Annotated in this window: 14 protein-coding genes; 12 read left to right on the plus strand and 2 right to left on the minus strand. The window is 71.8% G+C overall.

Features of this window, described 5'->3' with window-relative positions:
• Positions 1–88 precede the first annotated feature (88 nt).
• The 5 genes from UA74_RS04765 to UA74_RS04785 all read left to right on the plus strand — a co-directional run bounded on the left by UA74_RS04765 (position 89) and on the right by UA74_RS04785 (position 5988).
• Entirely contained in the window at positions 89–1351 is a 1263-nt protein-coding gene (locus UA74_RS04765; protein ID WP_318533285.1) for an alpha/beta fold hydrolase, read from the plus strand.
• 4 nt (positions 1352–1355) lie between these two features.
• A complete protein-coding gene (locus UA74_RS04770; protein ID WP_157433997.1) occupies positions 1356–2456 on the plus strand; it encodes a DUF3152 domain-containing protein in 1101 nt (366 codons plus the stop codon).
• A 64-nt stretch (positions 2457–2520) separates the two neighbouring features.
• Entirely contained in the window at positions 2521–3594 is a 1074-nt protein-coding gene (locus tag UA74_RS04775; RefSeq protein ID WP_075743419.1) for a DUF3152 domain-containing protein, read from the plus strand.
• A gap of 307 nt (positions 3595–3901) precedes the next feature.
• On the plus strand, positions 3902–5071 hold the full coding sequence (gene moeZ, locus UA74_RS04780; RefSeq protein WP_075739230.1) for an adenylyltransferase/sulfurtransferase MoeZ: 1170 nt from the start codon (positions 3902–3904) through the stop codon (positions 5069–5071).
• A gap of 122 nt (positions 5072–5193) precedes the next feature.
• Positions 5194–5988, plus strand: a complete 795-nt coding sequence (locus UA74_RS04785) for a TIGR02569 family protein (RefSeq protein ID WP_075739232.1) — start codon at positions 5194–5196, stop codon at positions 5986–5988.
• Positions 5989–6325: 337 nt separating this feature from the next.
• Here the strand turns inward: UA74_RS04785 and UA74_RS04790 are convergent, their stop codons facing one another.
• On the minus strand, positions 6326–7162 hold the full coding sequence (locus UA74_RS04790) for a uroporphyrinogen-III synthase (RefSeq protein WP_075743420.1): 837 nt from the start codon (positions 7160–7162) through the stop codon (positions 6326–6328).
• A 399-nt stretch (positions 7163–7561) separates the two neighbouring features.
• Here UA74_RS04790 and UA74_RS04795 point away from each other — a divergent pair, with 399 nt between their 5' ends.
• From UA74_RS04795 to UA74_RS04815, 5 genes are all read left to right on the plus strand, one after another.
• Complete coding sequence (locus tag UA74_RS04795; RefSeq protein ID WP_198042923.1) at positions 7562–8335, plus strand: SAM-dependent methyltransferase; 774 nt, start codon at positions 7562–7564, stop codon at positions 8333–8335.
• A 341-nt stretch (positions 8336–8676) separates the two neighbouring features.
• Positions 8677–9006, plus strand: coding sequence for an MGMT family protein (locus tag UA74_RS04800; RefSeq protein WP_075743421.1), 330 nt, complete (start codon positions 8677–8679; stop codon positions 9004–9006).
• A gap of 386 nt (positions 9007–9392) precedes the next feature.
• Positions 9393–12854, plus strand: coding sequence for an ATP-dependent helicase (locus UA74_RS04805; protein WP_404799985.1), 3462 nt, complete (start codon positions 9393–9395; stop codon positions 12852–12854).
• A 14-nt stretch (positions 12855–12868) separates the two neighbouring features.
• Entirely contained in the window at positions 12869–16267 is a 3399-nt protein-coding gene (locus tag UA74_RS04810) for an ATP-dependent helicase (protein ID WP_075743422.1), read from the plus strand.
• Positions 16268–16319: 52 nt separating this feature from the next.
• Complete coding sequence (locus tag UA74_RS04815; protein ID WP_075739236.1) at positions 16320–16940, plus strand: hypothetical protein; 621 nt, start codon at positions 16320–16322, stop codon at positions 16938–16940.
• Positions 16941–17294: 354 nt separating this feature from the next.
• Here the strand turns inward: UA74_RS04815 and UA74_RS04820 are convergent, their stop codons facing one another.
• A complete protein-coding gene (locus UA74_RS04820; RefSeq protein ID WP_075739237.1) occupies positions 17295–17819 on the minus strand; it encodes a hypothetical protein in 525 nt (174 codons plus the stop codon).
• 225 nt (positions 17820–18044) lie between these two features.
• Here UA74_RS04820 and UA74_RS04825 point away from each other — a divergent pair, with 225 nt between their 5' ends.
• Both UA74_RS04825 and UA74_RS04835 read left to right on the plus strand, forming a co-directional pair.
• The gene (locus tag UA74_RS04825) at positions 18045–19121 is read left to right on the plus strand and encodes a potassium channel family protein (RefSeq protein ID WP_075739238.1); all 1077 of its coding nucleotides are present in this window, start codon (positions 18045–18047) and stop codon (positions 19119–19121) included.
• Positions 19122–19519: 398 nt separating this feature from the next.
• A complete protein-coding gene (locus tag UA74_RS04835) occupies positions 19520–20311 on the plus strand; it encodes a hypothetical protein (protein WP_075739240.1) in 792 nt (263 codons plus the stop codon).
• Positions 20312–20323: the final 12 nt, after the last annotated feature.

Genomic DNA, 20323 nt, shown 5'->3' on the forward strand with positions numbered 1-20323 from the left:
TAGGTCACCACGCGTAGTGCACGCGTGGTCTGAGTGGTCCTCGCGGCTTCGGGATGAATCGGTGGCCGTCGTCCAGCATCCTGAAGACGTGACGCCTCCACAGCCGCAGCACCCGCCGCCGCGATTCGGCCAGGAGTCCCGGCCTCGACGAGCGAGCCGGTCCGCAGGCGAATCCCCCACACCGGGCGCCGGGCCGGGAACCTCGTCGGGGCCGACGGCGGAGAGCACGGCGAAGGCGAGGTCCGGATTCCGGCTGCCGAACTGGGCCGCCCGACGGGCGACGCACCGGCCGGACCTCACCTGGGTCCCCTTGTCGGACGTGGAGCTGCCGCCGCTCGATCTGACCCGACGTCCCTGGCCGGGCCGCACGTTGGAGGTGGCGGGCACCCGGCTGCACGTCAGGGAGACCCCCGCCGAGACGCCGGACGCGCCGACCGCCGTCTACCTGCATGGACTCGCGGGCTCGGCGTCCAACTGGACCGACCTGGCAGGCCTGCTGCGGGTGCGGCTGAACGGCATCTCGGTCGATCTGCCCGGCTTCGGCCGCTCGGCGCCGCCCGACGGATTCCTCTACACGCCTGCGGCACATGTGCGGATGGTGGTCCGGCTGCTGGAGAGTCGCAGGGCCGAGCCGGTCCACCTGCTGGGGAACTCCTTCGGCGGCCTGGTCGCGGCGATCGTCGCGGCCACCAGACCAGACCTGGTGGCCACCCTGACCTTGATCTCGCCTGCGGTGCCCGACCTGCGGCCGAGTCCGGACCGGCTGTCCGATCCGCGCTTCCCGCTGACCTACCTGCCGCTGGTCGGAAAGCCGGTCCGGCGGGCACTGGCCGCGATGACCCCGTTGGCGCGGGCCGAGCAGATGATGCGGGTGTGCTTCGCCCGACCCGACCTGGTGCCGCGTCACCGGCTCGAGGAGTTCGCCGCCGAGATGGCCAGGCTGAGCCGCACCTCGTGGGCCGGGCCCGCCCTCGGCCGTACGACGATGGCGATGATCCGGTTCTGGCTGGCCAGAGGAGACCGTTCGCTGTGGCGGGTGCTGCCGAGGGTGTCGGCGCCCACGTTGGTGATCTGGGGCACAGAGGATCGCCTGATGAGCGCCCGCAAGGCGGTCCGCACCGCGACCGCGCTCCCGCACGGCAGGCTGCTGATGCTGCCCTACACCGGCCACGTCGCCCAGATGGAGCAGCCCGAACTGGTGGCGAAGGCGGTGCTGGGGATGGTCACCGCACCCTGGTTGCCCGAGACGGTGAGCTCGGAGGCCTCGACGCGGATCGTTCCGGAGCCGCTGACCGACACGCCCGTCCTCGGCGGTGATGAATGGGGTCGTTCCGGAGGTATGGCAGTCTGATTTCGTGCCGCCGACCACGCAGGGATCACGTCGCGACGCCGACCCTCGTGGCAGGTCGCGCGTCCAGAACTCCACCGAACCGCGACGGCGGAACGGCCCGTCGAGCGACGAGGACGACGACGCGGGCTCCTTCGACGGACCCGCCGAACTCGAGCCCCTGGCGGCCTCCTGGCAGCCGGTGCCTGCCGACGAGCGGCCGTCGGCCGTGGAGCAGGACGACGCGCGCGGCCTGCGGTCGATTCACCGCCGCTTCGGCTGGCGGCTCTACGCGGTTCCCCTGCTCGTGGTGTTGACCGTCGTCGTCGTGCTCGATGTCCTTCGCACCCCCGCCGACTCCGCGTCGGCGCCTAGCGACGTGGCGACGCAGGAGCCCGGCGGCGCGGGCGGCCCGACGGCCGGGTCCGGCGAGGAGCCGAGCCCGTTGGAACCGGTGGACGTGGAGATCGCGAACGCCGAACTGCCCGACGGCGAGGCGTTCGCGACGACGGGTTCCGGAGACTTCCGACTGTTGGCGGGCACGACCGACGTCCTGGGCGAGGCGGGCGACCTGCACACCTACACGGTCGAGGTCGAGGAGGGTCTCGACGTGGCGGCGGACGAGGACGCCTTCTCCCTGATGGTGGACCAGACGCTCGTCGATCCGCGCAGCTGGCCGGGGATGGGCGAGGTGACGATGCAGCGGGTGGACGATCCTGCGGCCGTCCCCGACGTCAGGATCACCCTGGTCTCCCAGCAGACCGCGGCGGCGGCCTGCGGCGAGGTGCTGCCCTTCGAGGTCTCCTGTCTGGTCACCGAGGACGGCGGCGACCGGGCCTACCTGAACGCGGCCCGCTGGACTCGCGGTGCACACTCTTACGAGTCGAACCTGGCCGACTTCCGCCATTACATGGTGAATCACGAGGTCGGCCACCACCTCGGCCTGCGGCATGTCGCCTGTGGCACCGACGGCGATCTGGCCAGGGTGATGATGGACCAGGCGGTCAGCCTCGCCGACGAGGACCTGAGCCTGCTGGGCGAGGCGGGCGGAATCGAGGGCTCCGGGCCCGACGGCAGCGCGGTGTGCAGGCCGAACGCGTGGCCGAATCCGGTGATCGACGCAAACTAGGGCAGTGTGGCAGCGTGTCGTCAGGGTCGGGGGACCGTGCACGCTCGACGAGAGAGAGGAAGCCGTGACCTCGACTCATCGACGGCCCGCCGGACGTCGTGATCAGCGTGGCAGGCGTCGAACGGCGGCCGAGCCGCTTGCGGCGGACTGGAGCCCCGCCACGAGCCGGTCGGCGCGGGCGGGCGATGCCGACCGTGATCAGCCCGACCGATCCGACGGCGGCGCAGGCGGCTCACGGCGGGTGAAACGCGGTCTGCTCTCCGTCTACGGCTGGCGGCTCTATGCACTCCCGCTGCTGCTGGTGCTCTCGTTGTTCATCGTGCTCGACGTCGCCCGCGAACCGGATCAGTCGGGCGGCGGTCCAGTGGCCATCGGCAGCGCGGGCCAGGGCAGGCCGGAGCCGACGGACGAGTCCGGGGAGGCGGGGGAGGCCGCGCCGCAGGCCCCCGAGATCGGCGAAGAGGTCCCCGGCGCTCGATTCGACCCCTCGATCGTCGCCGCCGAGCTGCCGGGCGGCGGCCCGTTCCCCACCGTCGGCAGCGGAACCTTCCGTGTGCTGCCGGGGACGACGGAGCTGCTGGGATCGTCGGCCGGGCTCGTCTACGACTACACGGTCGAGATCGAGACGGGCCTGGACGTCCCCGTCGACGAGGACGGCTACTCGACCATGGTGCAGGACACCCTGTCGGACGAGCGGAGCTGGATCGGCAATCGCCACCCCGGCCTGACCCAACCGGTCGGGCTTCGGCGGATCGACGATGAGAACTCCGTCCCGGACTTCCGGGTGATCCTGGTCTCGCAGTCCCTGGCGCAGGAGCGGTGCGGCGGCGCCGTCGAGTACGAGGCCTCCTGCCGGGTCGAGGAGTACGTCTATCTCAACGCCGCGCGATGGGTGCGGGGGGCGCGGGACTTCCAGGGCGAGACGACGCGGTACCGGCAGTACCTGATCAACCACGAGGTCGGGCACGCACTCGGGCTGGGTGTGCACGTGCCCTGCGACGTGCACGGCGGGCCCGCGCCGATCATGATGCAGCAGAGCTGGAGCCTGTCCAACGACGTCCTCCACAGCCTCTCGCCGCAGGGCGGCTACGTCGCCGACGGCAAGGTCTGCGAGCCGAACGGCTGGCCGAGCCCCTAGCGCGGCTCGGTCGTCTTCCGGTCCTTCTCGCGCACGTCGCCTGCTGAGGGCGTCGTTCGCACCGTGAGCCTTCACTCGCCGCCGAGGTGCCCCGGTGACGTGCTGCGCCGACGCGGACGCGGCGGCATAGGGAGGCGTGCGCCACAGCCGCAGCGCCGTCCTGTCGACCTCCCCGCGACGCCGTCCTAGATGGTGGGAGCGGAATGTCGGATGCCTCCCGCCGCGTTGTATAAGCACAGACGGCGGCGAGCCGCCGAAAAGAGCACGGTGCGTGTGCTTACGTGTGCTTATCCGAGGAGGACCGCTGATGCCAGGGCCGTCACTACCCCCGCTGGTCGAACCTGCGGAGGAGCTGACCAAGGAAGAGGTCGCCCGCTACAGCAGGCACCTGATCATCCCCGACGTGGGGGTGACCGGGCAGAAGCGGCTGAAGAACGCGAAGGTGCTCGTGGTCGGCGCGGGCGGGCTGGGCAGCCCGGCGCTGCTCTACCTCGCCGCCGCAGGCGTCGGCACGCTGGGCATCGTCGACTTCGACGACGTCGACGAGTCCAACCTGCATCGGCAGGTGATCCACGGGCAGTCCGACCTGGGCAGGCCCAAGGCCGAGTCGGCGAAGGACTCCATCGCGGAGATCAACCCGTTCGTACAGGTCAATCTGCACAAGGTTCGGTTGGAGTCGTCCAATGCGTTGGACATCTTCCGGGACTACGACCTGATCCTGGACGGCACCGACAACTTTGCCACCAGGTATCTGGTGAACGACGCGGCCGTGCTGCTGGGCAAGCCGTACGTGTGGGGCTCGATCTTCCGGTTCGAAGGCCAGGCGAGCGTCTTCTGGGCCGAGCACGGCCCGCAGTACCGCGACCTCTACCCCGAGCCCCCGCCGCCCGGGATGGTGCCCTCGTGCGCCGAGGGCGGTGTTCTGGGCGTCTTGTGCGCCTCGATCGGCTCCATCATGGTCAACGAGGCCATCAAGCTGATCGTCGGCATCGGGGAGACCCTGCTCGGCAGGCTGATGGTCTACGACGCCCTGGACATGAGCTACCGCACGATCAAGATCCGCAAGGACCCGGCGGCGGAGCCGATCACCGAATTGATCGACTACGACGTCTTCTGCGGGGTGGTCTCCGACGACGCCCAGCAGGCCGCCGCCCGCCACACCATCACGCCGAAGGAACTGAAGGAGCGTTTCGACGAGGGCGCGGACTTCACACTCGTCGACGTCCGCGAGCCGCACGAGTTCGAGATCGTGCGCATCCCCGGCTCGGTGTTGATCCCCAAGGACCGCATCCTCTCCGGGGACGCCCTCGCGGAGCTGCCGCAGGACCGGCCGATCGTGTTGCACTGCAAGTCCGGCGTGCGCTCGGCGGAGGCGCTGGCCGCGCTGCATCGGGCGGGGTTCGCCGACGCGGTCCACGTCGGCGGCGGTGTGCTCGGGTGGGCGCGGGAGGTCGATCCGAGCCTGCCCACTTACTGATCCACGTGCGATCCCCTCGGTGATCGTCATGTCGGGGCCGTCGAGTGATCGGCGGCCCCGACGTGTGTTCGCCGACGGACGCGACACGTCTCGACCCGAGCCCGGTAGCGTCCCCCTTTGTGATGAGAAGACCGGACCCCCCGCCGACTCATGTTCGAGCGGCGTTCGGTGCCCGTGACGAGGAGCCGGAACCGCTGGACTCCTCTGGTGTGTGGCAGTGCGGCGAGATCATCCTCAAGCCGGTGGCCAACACGGCGGAGGCCGCGTGGGTGGCCAAGACGCTGGACGGCCTGCAACCGGAGAACATCCGGCTGGCCAAGCCGCTGCGCTCCACCGACGGCCGCTGGGTGGTGTCCGGCTGGACCGCGACCCGCGTGCTGGCGGGTGCGCCGGAGGCACGGCACGACGAGGTGATCGCGGTCTCGCTGCGGCTGCACCGGGCGACGGCGCGGCTGCCGAGGCCTCGCTTCGTCGACGAGCGCCGGGACGTCTTCTCCGTGGCTGATCGGATGGCCTGGGGTGAAGAGGAGCCGCAGCTCGACCTCGATCGTGGCGGCCGACTGTTCGAGGTCCTGTTGACCTCCCGCAGGCACACCGGCCTGCGGCCGCAGGTGGTGCACGGCGACCTCTTCGGCAACGTGCTGTTCGCAGGCGACGGCCCGCCCGCCGTGCTGGACTTCACGCCGTACTGGCGACCGGTGGAGTGGGCGGCGGCGGTCGTGGTGGTCGACGGGCTGGCCTGGGGCGGCGCCGATCCCGGGCTGATCCATCGCTGGGCGCATCTGCCGGAGTGGCCGCAGGCGTTATTGCACGCACTGCTGTTCCGGCTGGCGGTCAACGCGCTGCATCCTCGGTCCACACCGGAGTCGCTGGCGGGGCTGGAGCGGGCCGCGCAGTTCATCCTCGAGGTGTTGTGAGCCGTGCGTCGCCCGGGTGAGGGCGTGCCTGTCGTCCCGCTGAGACGGGCCTGCCGGGCTCCGGGATGAAGATCATCGCCGGGGTGCTTCCCGGCCGCCGTCGGCGAACACAGCCGCAGGCAGGCGCCGCAGGCGGGCGCGTCCGCCTGGCGATCCGGTCTGCGGCCTCGGCCGGCCGCCGTCGACCGTCCACAGTGTCCGCCCGTCGAGCGGCCGCGCATCCACATCGGATGCGTCGAGATCGCTGCGGGGCCCGCCGGACCCGTCGCCGACTGGTCCCGCTGTCACCGCCCCGGCAGGCGGCGGCCGTGCGGTGGCGACGGTCGAGGCAGGTCGGTCAGGATCGCCGTCGGGCGCGGCGGCGGGGCAGCTCCTCGACGATCGTGCGCACCAGCGCTCCGGTCCTGGCCCGATCCGGCATCAGACAGGGCAGTCCGGCCGTCTCCAGTGGTGCCGCCGTCACCGGGCCGACGCAGGCGAGTACGAGCTGATCCAGCGCCGCCTGACGGAACGCCGCCTCCTGTCCGGTGCGGGCCGCGCGCGACAGCAGGTTGGCGGCGGCGGGAGCGCTGGTGAAGGTCACGGCGTCCAGTCCGCCCGTCGCGGCGGCCGCGATCAATGCGTCCAACGGGGCCGGATCGACGGGATCACTCCAGCGGTAGACGGCGACCGGCAGCACCTCGGCGCCCCCGGCGCGCAATGCGTCCAGCAGCTCCGGCATCGGCTCGCCGTGGATCTGCACCACGACCCGACGGCCCGCCACCCCGATCTCGTGCAGGCGGTCGGTCACCTCGGCGACGGTCTCACTCGGCGCCGTCCACGGATCGGGCAGCCCGGCACCGCGCATCGCGCCCCTGGCCTTGGGGCCTCGGGCCAGCAGTTCGGCCGAGCGGAGATGATCGAGCAGGCGGTCCGCGACGCCCTGGCGCTGGGCATGGTCGATCCAGCCGCGGAATCCCACCCCGGTCACGGCCACGACGACGTCGACCGGTGCCGCGAGCACCTGCGTCGTCGCCTCGACGAGCAGTGGATCGTCGTCGAGCCCGATCGTGTGGATCGCGGGTCCGGATCGGACCTCGGCGCCCTTGCGTTCGAGTAGACCGACGAGTTCGGCCGCCCGCCGCTGCGCGGTCACCCCGATGCGGAAACCGGCCAGCGGCTGTTCCTCAGTCACTCGTTCAGGATGGCACCTCGACAGCGCCGAGACGCCGTCGACACCGATGCCGATCACCTCGCCGGACCTGATGCGGCCACGTCGGTCGCGGACCGACTGGCCGAGTCGGTCGGTCGATCGAGCCTGCGGCGGGCGTGCGGGTCCGCCAAGGTCGATGGCCGACCGGAGCGGCCGGACGATCGACGTCGGTGTGCGGCGCCTCGCCGCACGGCTGGTCAACCCGATGTCGAGCCTGCTTCGGAGTGCGGCCGTCCGCCGCACCTCGTCCTCGTGGCCGGGCCACTGCGTAACTCTCACATATCGAAATTTTCAAATCGCTTTTCTCACCTTTAGGATCGCCGGGACTTTGCGACCCTCAACGGACACGGGACTGGCGGGTGCGTGATGAAGAAGCCGGGGATGGACCTCACCGGGCTCGACCTCACCCAGCCCAACGCCGCTCGCGTCTACGACTACTTCCTCGGCGGCGCCCACAATTTCGAGGTCGACCGGCAGGCTGCGGAGAAGATCCTCCGCGTCAATCCCTGGCTGGCCGACGCGATCCGCGAGAACCGGCACTTTTTGCGGCGCGTCGTGCGACGTCTCACCTCGTCGGGAGTCCGGCAGTTCCTCGACATCGGCTCGGGCATCCCGACTGCGGGCAACGTTCACGAGATCGCCCGGCAGACCGCCCCGGACGCCACCGTCGTCTACGTCGACATCGATCCGCTCGCCGTCGCCCACAGCCAGGAACTGCTCACCGGCAGCGATGGGGTGAGCGCCATCCTCGGCGACGTCCGGGAACCGGGCCGCATCCTCGCCGACCCCACTGTCAGGGCCCTGCTGGACTTCGACCGACCCGTCGGGGTGCTCCTCGGCGGCGTCCTGCACTTCGTTCCCGGTGACGTCGACGCGATCCTCGATCCACTCCGCACCGTGCTGACCGAGAGCAGTCACCTGGTGATCACCCATGCCGCGACGACGAGCACGGTGAAGACGAGCGGCCGCTTCACGATGGACGGTGCGGGCCTCACGCTGCGCGATCCCGACGAGATCCGGGCGATGTTCGACGGCCTCACCCTGCTGAGACCCGGCGTGGTCGCCGTGCCCGAATGGCTGCCGGAGGGGGCGGGCGGGACCGATCCGGCGCCGGTCGACTCGCTGTCCTTCGCCGGAGTGGGTCGGAAGGACTGATTCAGCTCGCGGAGCAGCAGGCCGTCGGTGCTGGGCTGGTTCGGCGGACGGCAGCGGCAGGAGCGCGGCTCGGCCGGGGTGCTGATTCTGTGCGGGTGGGCCGCAGAGAAGTTTGCGCGGCTCGCCGCGGACGTGTTCGCGCGTTCGGACTCCCGACAGGCCCGCGCACCCCCGCCCGTCCGGGACACGCGACGATGAACGCCCTCCGAGCGACGAAGAGCGGTCTCGGCCTGCGGTACCTCGAATGCGGGCAGGACGACCCGGCATGACGGTTCCACACCGTTCGCGGCTGATCTTCGTCATGGGGTCGGCTGTGCGGTCACGGGTATTCGGGAGTGCTGATGAGCGACGAGGAATGGACCGAGCGGGTGCGCGAGGTGGTGGCGAGCATCCCGGCGGGACGGGTGCTGGCCTACGGAGAGGTGGGCGCCATCGCCGGGGCGCCCTCGCCGCGCTTCGTCGGCGCGGTGCTGTCCGAGGACGGCGCGGATCTGCCATGGCATCGGGTGTTGCGCGCCAACGGCACGGTGGCCTCACACCTGGCACACCGTCAGCTCGAACTATTGCGTGCCGAGGGGGTGCTCGCCGAGGACGGCCGCGTCGACATGGCTCGATACCGCTGGACCGAAGGGCTCGCCACGGCACCCGCCAAGGAGGAGGGACTCTGGTGAATCGGCGTGCGGGGGCGCGTCGGCCGCGCACCGCGCCGGGTCTGGTCGGGTCGGGTCGGGTCGGGTTGGGTCGGACCACGCTGATCAGTCGAGTACACCGGCGTGCGAGAGCCCCGGCGGCGGATCGGCTGCTGCTACGGCCGTGCCGCCTGCCCGCGCCGGGTCGGGCCGGTCGCGACGTAGCCGCCTGCGACGGGCTGCCTGCGAAGTGCTGCCTGAGCCGGGCGGCCGCCTGCGACGGGGTCGCCCGGCGACGGAGCCGGCGAGACCGTGCGGCCGGAGTCGTCGAATGTCCATCGTCGACCGGGTGAAGTCGAGGCGCACCGCCGCCGCCGAGGCGTGCGCCAGACCTCATGATCACGACACGCCCCATGCCGCGCGCGATGATGTCCGCCGAGCATGGTTGCATCCTCCGAGTGGAACGGACTTCGCCGTCACTGGTGCGGCGCCGGTGGACGTCCCGCCGGCAGACCGACTGGGATGCCATGGGCCGCCGGGTGCTCGATCACCCCGGCGGCCTGCTCCGCGTGCTCGGCGGGCCGGGCACCGGGAAGACCACGCTGATCGCCGAGACCGTCGCCGACCGGATTCGCGGCGGTGTCGATCCCGAGTTTGTGCTGGTGTTGACGGCAGGCCGGCCGGCGGCTCAGGCGCTGCGCAGCCGGATCGCGGCGCTGCTCACCGGGCCCGACCCGGAGAGCGGGCTGCCGAGGATCGCCCGCGAGCCGATGGTCCGCACCCTGCACTCCTACGCCTTCGCCGTGCTGCGCGCCCACGCCGGACTCGTGGGCCTGCCGCAGCCGAGGCTGCTGCCCGTCCCGGATCAGGACGCGATGATCCGCGAGCTGCTCCGGGGCGACGTCGAGGACGGTGCCTCGGACTGGCCCGCCGCCCTGCGCCCGGCGCTGCTGCTCCCCGACTTCGCCGCCGAACTGCGTGATCTCCTGCTGCGGACGGCCGAACGCGGCCTCGGCCCGGAACACCTCGTCGCGCTCGGGGAACGGCACGGTCGCCCGGAATGGGTGGCCGCAGGCCGATTCGGCCAGGTGTACGAGGAGGTGGCGCAGCTCGGCGCGGCCAATCCCGGTGCGGATCACGAGTCGGCACCCTCGCTGGACGCCGCCGAGCTGGTCTCGCAGGCCCTGCTGACCCTGGAGACCGAGGAGGACCTGCTCGCCGCCGAGCACGCCAGGGTCCGCCATCTGATCGTCGACGACGCCCAGCACCTCGATCCGCAGCAGTATCGGCTCATCCGGCTGCTGGGCGATCAGGCGAAGGAGCTGATCCTGGCGGGCGACCCGGATCAGTCGGTGTTCTCCTTCCGGGGCGCCGATCCGCGCTGTCTGCTCGACGCGGACTCCGACGGCGACCGCACGGTGGTGCTCACCGTCGATCACCGGATGTCGCCCGCCGTCCGGGGTGCCGTGCGGCGGCTGATCACCCGGCTGCCGGGCACGGGGCCGCAGCGCGAACTCGTCGCCCCTGCCGCGCCGGAGCCGCTCGTCGAGGAACCTCCTCCGGGGTTCCTCGACGAGGAGAGCCCGCCGGAGGTGCTCGACGACGAACTGCCGCCGGACCCTTTCGAGGAGGACCTGCCGCCGGACCCCTTCGACGACGAGCCGCCGCCGGACGACGTCGAGAACGCCCCGCCGTCGGATCGCGAGACCTCGGTCTTCGGCCGCCCGGCCGAGGACAGGGAGCCGTCGGACCCGCGCCTGCCGCTGGCCGCCGACGGGGTCGTGCAGGTGCGCCTGCTGGCCTCGGCCGCCCAGGAGGCCACCTGGGTGGCCGATCAGCTGCGTCGGGCTCGCCTGCTGCACGGCGTCCCGTGGTCCGAGATGGCCGTGGTCGTCCGATCCGCCGCCCACTCGCTCCCGGTACTGCGCAGGGCGCTGCTCGCGGCAGGGGTGCCGATGACGGTGCCGCTGGACGAGGTGCCGCTGGCGCAGCAGCCCGCCGTCCGCCCGCTGCTCCATCTGCTGCTCTGCGCCGATCAGCCGGAGCGGCTGGAACCCGACGGCGCCGCGATGCTGCTCGGCTCCCCGCTCGGCGGCGCCGACACCCTCGCGCAGCGCCGAGTCCGCCGGGAGCTGCGCAGGCTGGCGGTGGCCGCAGGCGTCGAGAAGGGCAGCGGCGAACTGCTCGTGGAGGTGATGAACGAACCCGATCGACTCGCCGGGATGAAGCCGGAGGCCGCCGCCCCGGTGCAGACGATCGCCGGACTGCTGGCCGTGGCCAGGGCCGCGATCGCCGACGGCCACGGTGTGGAGCAGGTGCTCTGGCAGGTCTGGCAGGCCAGCGGCCTGGAACGACACTGGGTGAGCCAGACCGAGCGTCGTGGCCCCGCCGCAGCCCAGGCCGATCGGGATCTCGACGCCGTCCTGGCCCTCTTCGACTCCGCCGCCCGCCATGTCGAGCGGCGGCCGGGACTCAGCGTCGCGGGATTCGTCGAGCGGCTGATGGTGCACCAGGTCCCCGGCGACTCGCTGGCCCCCCGCGCGCCGCAGGGCGAGTCGGTGGCCGTGCTCACCGCCCACGCCGCCGCGGGTCGCGAGTGGACCGTGGTGGCCGTGCCCGGTGTGCAGGAGGGCCGCTGGCCGGACCTGCGGCTGCGCGGCTCGCTGCTCGGAGTGGAACGGCTGGTCGACGTCCTGACCGGTGTGCCGCACGAGACCGTGTCGGCCACGGCTCCGCTGCTGGCCGAGGAACGCAGACTGCTGGTGGTGGCCGCCAGCCGGGCCCGACACACGTTGCTGGTCAGTGCTGTGCGTGGCGAGGACGAGCAGCCGTCCCGGTTCCTCGACGAGCTGGACGACGCCACGACGGACGCCGAGGCCGAGGCGCGGCCGCTGTTCCGGCCGCCTCGCGGCCTGTCGCTGCCCGAACTGGTCGGGGAACTGCGCCGGGTGGTCTGTGATCCGTCGACCGAGCCCGCCCGCCGCGATCGAGCCGCGCGGGCGCTGGCGCGGCTGGCCGCCGAACGCGTTCCCGGCAGCGACCCGGCCTCCTGGTACGGACTCGCGGACCCCTCCACCGAGGCGCCGCTCTGGGTCGACGGCGATCAGGTGCGGGTGTCGCCGTCCACGGTGGACGTGCTGACGAAGTGCCCGACGCGCTGGGTGGTCGAACGACACGGCGGTCAGGACCAGGCCGAGCTCGCCTCGGTGACCGGGACCCTGGTGCACGCCCTGGTACAGGCTGCGGGCGAGGGCGCCGATCGGGAGACGCTGCGGCGCAGTCTCGACGAGGCGTGGGCGGCGGTCGACGCCGGAGCGCCGTGGTTCTCCCGCCGGGAGCGGCAGCGGGTCGAGGCGATGCTCGACTCCTTCCTCGGCTGGTACGCCACGAGCCGCTCCGAGCTGAGCCAGCTCGCGGTGGAGCACGACATGGACGTCTCGCTGCCCGCCGACCCCGAGGGGCTCTGGCTGCGGATTCGTGGTCGAGTGGACCGGCTCGACTCCGATGCCGACGGCAGGCCGGTGGTGATCGACGTGAAGACCAGTCGGGGAGCGGTGTCGGCGAAGGACGCCGTGGACCACCCGCAGCTCGCGGTCTATCAGCTCGCGGCCTCCCTCGGCGCGTTCCGCGATCTCGGTGCCGATGTCGAGCCGGGCGGTGCGCGGCTGCTGTACGTCGCCAAGCCGGACGGCCGAACCGGTGCGGCCACCGAACGGGTTCAGCCGCCGCTGGATGCCGAGGGCGTCGCCCGGTGGCGGCTGACCCTGGCCGAGGCGGCGTCGTCCAGCCGGGGGCCGCGCTACGCGGCGACGGAGAATGCGGACTGCTCGCGCTGCCCGGTGCGCACGAGCTGCCCGCTGCATCCCTCCGGAAGGCAGGTGAGCGAGTGATCGGCAGCCGAGCGATCGGTGACCGGGGCACGGTCACCCCTGCCGAACTCGCCGAGGCGCTCGGTCTTCCGGTGCCCACTGAGGAACAGGCCAGGGTGATCGCCGCGCCCGGCGAACCCGCCCTGGTGATCGCGGGTGCGGGTGCGGGCAAGACCGAGACGATGGCGGCCAGGGTCGTCTGGCTGGTGGCCAACGGCCTGGTCGCCCCGGAGCGGGTCCTCGGCCTGACCTTCACCAGGAAGGCAGCGCGTCAGCTCGCCGACCGCGTCCGGGCCCGGCTGCGGCGGCTGGTGGGCTCCGGGCTGCTCGACCGGCTCGATCCGGGCGGCGGCCGCACCTCGGCGGTGCTCGCGGGCGAGCCGACCGTCCTGACCTATCACGCGTATGCGGGCAGGCTGGTCGCCGAGCACGGGCTCCGGCTGCCCGCCGAGCCCGGCGCGCGACTGCTCAGCGAGACCGCCGCCTGGCAGCTCGCGCACCGCGTGGTGTCCACCTGGACGGAGGACATCGACACGGACAAGGTCCCGGCCACCGTCACCGGCTACCTGCTCGGACTGGCGGGCGAACTCGCCGAGCATCTGGTCACCCCCGAACAGCTGCGCGCCCACGCGGCGGACTTCTGCCGTGTCGTGGAGGAGGCTCCTCGGGTCGCCAGGCAGCGGATGGCGTTGCCGCAGGAACTCCGCGACAAGCTGGCCGTCCAGCGCCTCCGGGTGGCGCTGCTGCCGCTGCTGGACGACTACACGGCGCGGAAACGCCGCGAGGGGGTGCTCGACTTCGCCGATCAGATGTCGGCCGCCGCGCGACTGGCCGACGAGCATCCGGAGGTCGCGGCGGGCGAGCAGGCCCGGTTCGGCGCGGTGCTGTTGGACGAGTATCAGGACACCGGACACGCGCAGCGCGTCCTGCTGCGGGCCCTCTTCGGGGACGGCGACCGACTGCCGGTGACGGCGGTGGGCGACCCGGCACAGGCGATCTACGGCTGGCGCGGCGCCAGCGCGGCGAACCTGCCTCGATTCCGCACCGACTTCCCCCGCGTCGACGCGCACGGCGAACCGGCCCCTGCTCGCGGTTACGGGCTGCTGACCAGCTTCCGCAATCCGCCGGAGGTGCTGACGCTGGCCAATGCGGTGTCCGCCCCGTTGCGGGCCGCCGGACTGGAGGTCGAAGAGCTGCGGCCGAAGCCGGGTGCGGAGCAGGGCGACGTGCACTGCGCCCTACTGTCCGACGTCCGACTCGAACGCGCCTGGCTGGCCTCGGCCGTGGCGACCCGGTGGCGGGCCGTGGTGGCGGAGACCGGCAGTCCACCGACCGCTGCCGTGCTGGTGCGGCGCCGGGCGGACATGGCCGAGCTGGCGGAGGCGCTCCGGGCCGAGGGACTCCCGGTCGAGGTCGTGGGGCTCGGCGGCCTGCTGGACGAGCCGGAAGTGCGTGATCTGGTCAGCGCCCTGCGGATGCTGGTCGATCCGTTGGCGGGGACGGCGGCGGCTCGGCTGCTCACCGGGGCGCGCTGGCGGTTGGGCATCGCAGACCTGGCCGCGTTGTGGGCCAGGGCGGGTCGGCTCGCCGACAGCGGTGATCGGAGGGAGTCGAGCGGATCACCGGTGGACGCACTGCCCGGTGAACATGCCGAGCAGGCCGGGCTGATCGACGCGTTGGAGGACCCCGGCCCCGCCACCGACTATTCGCCTGCGGGCTTCCGCCGGATCCAACGGCTGGCCAGGGAACTGGCGATGCTGCGACGGCGACTCGATCAGCCGCTGCCCGAGCTGGTCGCCGACGTCGAGCGGACCCTGCTCCTCACGGTGGAGAGCCTCGCCCGTCCCGGCAGCGTCGGCCGTGCTCATCTCGACGCCTTCGCCGACGTCGTCGCGGACTTCGCAGCCGCCAGCCCGGTCGCGGGCCTGCCCGCCCTGCTGGACTACCTGCGGGTGGCGGAGCGGGCCGAGGACGGCCTGGAGCCTGGCGAGGTGGAGGTCGCCGAGGACCGGGTGCAGGTGTTGACCATGCACGCCGCCAAGGGCCTGGAATGGGAGGTCGTCGCCGTCCCGCACGTGGTGGAGAAGGTGTTCCCCGGCGGGCGGCGCTCGGCGGACTGGCTCGGCTCGGTGGTCCAGCTCCCCGCCGAGCTGCGGGGCGATGCCGTCGACCTGCCCGAGCTGCGGATACCTGCGGGCGCCGACCGCAAGGTCGTCATCGAGTCGCTCGCGCAGCACTCGGAGGACTTCGAGCAGCGGCGGCTGCTGGAGGAGCGCAGGCTCTGTTACGTGGCGCTGACCAGGTCGGAGCGAACGCTGCTCGTGTCCGGACACTGGTGGGGCGAGACGGGGAAGAGCCCACGCGGGCCGTCCGACTTCCTGAAGCAGGTCAAAGAGGTGCTCACCGCCCGGCCCGAGGTCGGGACGGTCGATCGCTGGGCGGCGCCCCCGGAACCCGACGAGGAGAACCCGCTGGCGTCGACGGTCAATTCGGCGGAATGGCCGAAGGACCCGTTGGGCTCGCGGCGCGCCGACGTGCTCGCGGGCGCCGCGCTGGTGCGGGGCGAGCTGCGGGCTCTGCTGGACGAGCACCGGCTCGACCGGGCGGACGAGGACCGGCCTGCCGATGTCGGAGTCGCAGGCGGGCCTGCGGTCGCGGCCGGGCCCATGGTCGACTCCGGGGCGGGAACCGTGGCCGACCACGCGGGCGCCGACTCGGCTGCGGAGCCGGTGCTCGATGAGGACGATCCCGAGGGATGGCAGCGAGACGTCTCGGTGCTGCTCGCCGAACGGGCCTCGGCGGCGAACGCGGCCGATCAGGTTCTGCTTCCCGCACAGTTCTCGGTGAGCAGGCTCGTGGAACTGGCCGCCGACCCGGAGGGCCTGGCGCGCAGACTGCGCAGGCCGCTGCCGTATCCGCCCAGCCAGGCGGCTCGACGCGGCACCGCGTTCCATGCCTGGCTGGAGCGGCGCTTCTCGGTCACCCGGTTGCTCGACGTCGACGACCTTCCCGGCGCGGCGGACGACGACGAGGACGAGCCGATCGCGGCGTTGGCCGATCTCCAGGAGGCGTTCCTGGCGGGTTCCTGGGCGGACCGGACGCCCCACGCGGTGGAGGTCTCCTTCGAGACCGAGATCGAGGGGGTGGCGCTGCGGGGCCGGATGGACGCCGTGTTCGCCGATGCCGACGGCGGCTGGACCGTGGTCGACTGGAAGACCGGGGCACCGCCTCCTTCGGACCGGCTGCCCGCGCTCGCCGTGCAGCTCGCGGCCTACCGGCTGGCATGGGCGGCGCTCTCCCGCACGCCGCTGATCCAGGTGCGCGCGGCCTTCCACTACGTGCGCGCCGACCGGACCGTGCAGCCCGCCGACCTGCTCGATGCCGAGGGCATCCGGGCACTGCTACGAAAGATCCCCGATGCGGGTGACCCCTGATCGGGTGGACGAGCTTGTTGCGGCCTCGGTTGCTTAGGAACGATCTCGGGCGATGTCCGAGAACTTGTACTGGAAGCTGACCACGTCGCCCACGACGGAGGTTCAGGTCGCAGAAGATGTCGTGGCGCTGCGTGCGCCGCTGGTCCGGGTGGCTCGGAACGAGGACGGTGTGTGGTCCTTCTTCGGCCCTGGCGAGACAGACGGCCCCACCAGGGCCACCACCCTGGGCGGAGTCGTGGACGCGTGGCCGCATGTCGCGGGCCTCAGCGATCTCCGCACCGGCACGACCGCCGTCTGGCATTGGGGCCAGCACGGCTGGGCGGTGGGCGGCGGCTGCACCTGCGGCCAGTGCGGCGAGCCGCAGGCCGCCGACATCGACCGGCAGGTCTGGCCGGACGACGTCCCCCCGAACCGCCCGGTGCTGGTCGAGAAGTCCGTGCTGTCCGGACAGACGCCGCTCACCGATCTCCGAGGCGAGAGCGGCAACACGATCGTCCTGGGGCCGGGTGAGCAGCAGCGGCAGGCCGACGAGATGGTCGCGATCGCCATCGTCGACGTGGTCCGTCGGTGGCCGCACACTCTCCACGCCCTGCGCGCCCTCCAGGAAGGCCGGGGCATGGAATGGAATGCCGAGGCACTGAACTGGCAGGAGTACGAATTGGTGCCCGCCTGAGAGCCTGTCTTCGATCCCCCACCGTCGTGAGCGGGGATCAGCGTGGCTGAGCTGCCAGGCGGAGGAAAGAGACATAACGGAGTTATGTCGACTGGCGACAACGCCGCAGATCGCCGCGCTGGCCCCGCGCAACAGGAAAAGTGGGGATTAAAGACAGGCTCTGAGTCGAGCATCTGGTGTGTGACGTCTGCGCTGTCGATCTGATCGACGGCGCAGACGCCTTCTCCGGGTGATCTCGGCACCCGGTTCTCCGGAATCCTTTTACGCTGTTCGAACAGAACCGCGATTCTCTGGCGGCGGAGTCGTTTCCGCCGAGTCCGTCCGAGTCCGGCGCAGCCTCCGCCGGACCGCCGCTCACCTCGGCGAGGTCAGCACCTCGGTGACGACGCGGTGGTAGAGCAGCTCCAGCAGCCAGCGGCCGAACAGCGAGCCGCCGAACTCCGACGAGCGGTCCTCCGGCCGGATCGACACAGCGGGCTCGTGATCGATGCCGACGGCCACCACGCCGATGCCGTAGTAGTCCAGCTCCGCCAGCGGCCACGGATCGCTGGTCTGAGCTGCGGGAAGCACGACCGCGCACGGTGCGAGGGTCATCAGCGTCCCGCAGGAGCGCAGCGCCCGGCCCGCCTTCGACTCGGTGACCAGGACGCCGATGAGATCGACGGCGGGCACCGGGATCTGGTCGTAGTACGTGGGCTCGAACCAGGAACGGAACCACGACGGGTTCGGCTCCGGGGGCCAGCCGTTCTCCACACGCCAACGATGCACGTCGGCGCGTAATCCCACGACCGCGGACACCTGCTGGCCGAGCACGGTGACATCGGCGACGACATGACCGTGCCAACCGAGCGCCTGAGCTGCCTGCTGGAGTGACGGCACGGACGCATCTTAATCCCCTCGGAAGGCGGGTGGTCGCCGACGCGGCTCAATCTTGACCGAGCCGAGTCGGTGACATTCCGCATCGGAGTGTTCGGCTCGACGTGGTTCGGCCGGGCCGTTTACGCTCGGAGCCGTGCGGGCCGCAAGCCGATGTGCCCTCGACAGGCGACGGGTGGCGGTGACGGGTGTGACGGGCAGCAGAGCAATCGTCCAGGCCTCGGCCTGATGGGACTTCGCAGAGCCGCGATCGAACGAGACTTCGATCTTCGGCCCGATCACACGCTGGTGGGCGTCGTCCACATTCCCAGCGGCGGGGTCGGCCCGGTGCAGGCCATCGCCCAGCGCGTCATCGGTGCGCTGCTGGCGCTGCTGGCGACGGTGATCATCGTCTACCTGGATCGCGAGGGCTATCGCGACACCGCCGACGACTCGGTGTCGCTGTTGGACGCCTTCTACTATGCGACCGTCTCGTTGTCGACCACCGGATACGGCGACATCACCCCGGTCTCGGACTCGGCTCGCCTGATCAACATCCTGGTGATCACGCCGCTGCGGGTGCTCTTCCTGATCGTCCTGGTCGGGACCACGCTGGAAGTGCTCACCGAGCGGTCCCGGCAAGCCCTGAAGATCCAACGTTGGAGGTCGAAGGTGCGTGACCACGTAGTCGTCATCGGCTACGGGACGAAGGGCAGGTCGGCGATCAGATCGCTGCTCGGCGACGACGTGGACCCCTCGAACCTGGTGGTGGTCGACTCGGATCAGACGATGCTCGACGCCGCCGCCGCGCTGGGACTGGTGACCGTGCGCGGCTCCGGGACCAGATCCGACGTGCTGCGGGTTGCGGGCGTCCAGCGGGCCAGGGCCGTCGTGGTGGCCACCAACCGGGACGACACCGCCGTCCTGGTCACGCTGACGGCCAGGGAGCTGGCCCCGAAGGCCGCCATCGTCGCGGCGGTTCGCGAGGCGGAGAACGTCCATCTGCTGCGCCAGTCCGGCGCGGACTCGGTGGTCGTCTCCAGCGAGACGGCGGGCAGGCTGCTCGGGATGGCCACCACCACGCCCTCGGTGGTCGAGATCTTCGAGGACCTGCTCACCACCGACGAGGGACTGGCGATGGGGGAGCGCCCGGTCGATCCGGCCGAGGTGGGCGGTTCTCCACGTCACCTGACCGACATCGTCCTCGGCGTGGTGCGGCGCGGCACCCTGTACCGGATCGACGCACCGCAGGCCGATGCCCTCGAGATCGGCGATCGACTGATCTACGTGCGCAAGGTCACGCCGCCCGACGGCAAGGCCGACTGAGAGCCTGTCTTTGATCCTCCTCCGTCGTGAGCGGGGATCAGCGTGGCTGAGCTGCCAGGCGGAGGAAGGAGGCATAACGGAGTTATGTTGACTGACGACAACGCCGCAGATCGCCGCGCTGGCCCCGCGCAACAGGAAAGCGGGGATTAAAGACAGGCTCTGAGCCGTTCGGCGGGCAGGCCGTTCCGGGGCGAGATGACCACGTCGATCACCGCGCGGTGTGGCGGGACCGGGGTCGCCTCCCGCGCCGCCGTGACGGTGCGTGTTGAGCGGCTCCGGCCGGAACTCGGCGCTGCCGAGTCGACCCGGTAGGCCGATCGGCCGCCCTGGGTGACCGAGTCCTCGCCGTGCGCGGTCCGCCGCACGGCCCGACTCGCGCGTCTGCCACGATCTTCGCCGTGGCGGTTCGACAGGGACCTGGCAGGTCGGTGCTGACGATCATGGTCCTCGCCGTGCTCGGCATCGGCGTTCTCGTGGCGACGGGACGACTGCTCCCGTTCCAGGGCGCCTCCACCGACGACGTCCGGGCCGCGACCGCCGTCGTGATCCGGACTGCCGACTGCGGCGTCGCGGGTGCGCGAGACCGCGTCGAGGTCCAGCTCGACGCCGAGTTCCTGGAGGCGGACCTGGTGGCCTGCGGGCACACCGAGGGAGCGCGGCTGGAGGTCGACGTGATCGAGGCCGATCTCGAGTCGGACGAGGAGATCGAGGTATGGCTCGCGGGCACCGCGACCGGCGGGCCGGACCCCGGCGAGCGGATGTCGGCCGTGCTGTTGGCCGTCGCGGGGTTGGCCGGGGCGGCGCTGGCCGTCCTGATCGGCCGTCCGCGCAGGCGGTCGTCCCGCCCGGCTGCGGCAGGCGCTGTGGCCCCCGCACCGGCGGCGTCGGGCGCCACGACGCCTGATCCGGGAGTACCCGACCCCACCGAAGTCGATCCCACCGGAGCCCACCCCACCGGCTCCGAGCCCGCTGCCGCCTACGGCGCCGCCGCGTATGACACTCCGGGTGATGACCCTGCCGGGTACGCCGCTGCGGGGCACGAGCCCGCCGGATACGGCACTGGCACGTACGGCCCTGCGGTGCCCGATCTCGGCGTGTCTGATCTCTATGCGTCCGACTCCTCGACGACCGGACGTCTGCCGGTCCTGGATCAGTCGGTTCCGCCGCTGACCCGACAGCCGGAGCCGTGATCGTCCCGCCTC

The sequence above is a fragment of the Actinoalloteichus fjordicus genome, assembly GCF_001941625.1.
GTDB lineage: Bacteria > Actinomycetota > Actinomycetes > Mycobacteriales > Pseudonocardiaceae > Actinoalloteichus_A > Actinoalloteichus_A fjordicus.

Bases quoted from the DNA above. Each gene is read 5' to 3' on its own strand.
- moeZ (WP_075739230.1), top strand. From the start codon at position 3,902: ATGCCAGGGCCGTCACTACCCCCGCTGGTCGAACCTGCGGAGGAGCTG.
- UA74_RS04785 (WP_075739232.1), top strand. From the start codon at position 5,194: ATGAGAAGACCGGACCCCCCGCCGACTCATGTTCGAGCGGCGTTCGGT.
- UA74_RS04795 (WP_198042923.1), top strand. From the start codon at position 7,562: ATGGACCTCACCGGGCTCGACCTCACCCAGCCCAACGCCGCTCGCGTC.
- UA74_RS04800 (WP_075743421.1), top strand. From the start codon at position 8,677: ATGAGCGACGAGGAATGGACCGAGCGGGTGCGCGAGGTGGTGGCGAGC.
- UA74_RS04805 (WP_404799985.1), top strand. From the start codon at position 9,393: ATGTCCGCCGAGCATGGTTGCATCCTCCGAGTGGAACGGACTTCGCCG.
- UA74_RS04815 (WP_075739236.1), top strand. From the start codon at position 16,320: ATGTCCGAGAACTTGTACTGGAAGCTGACCACGTCGCCCACGACGGAG.
- UA74_RS04825 (WP_075739238.1), top strand. From the start codon at position 18,045: ATGGGACTTCGCAGAGCCGCGATCGAACGAGACTTCGATCTTCGGCCC.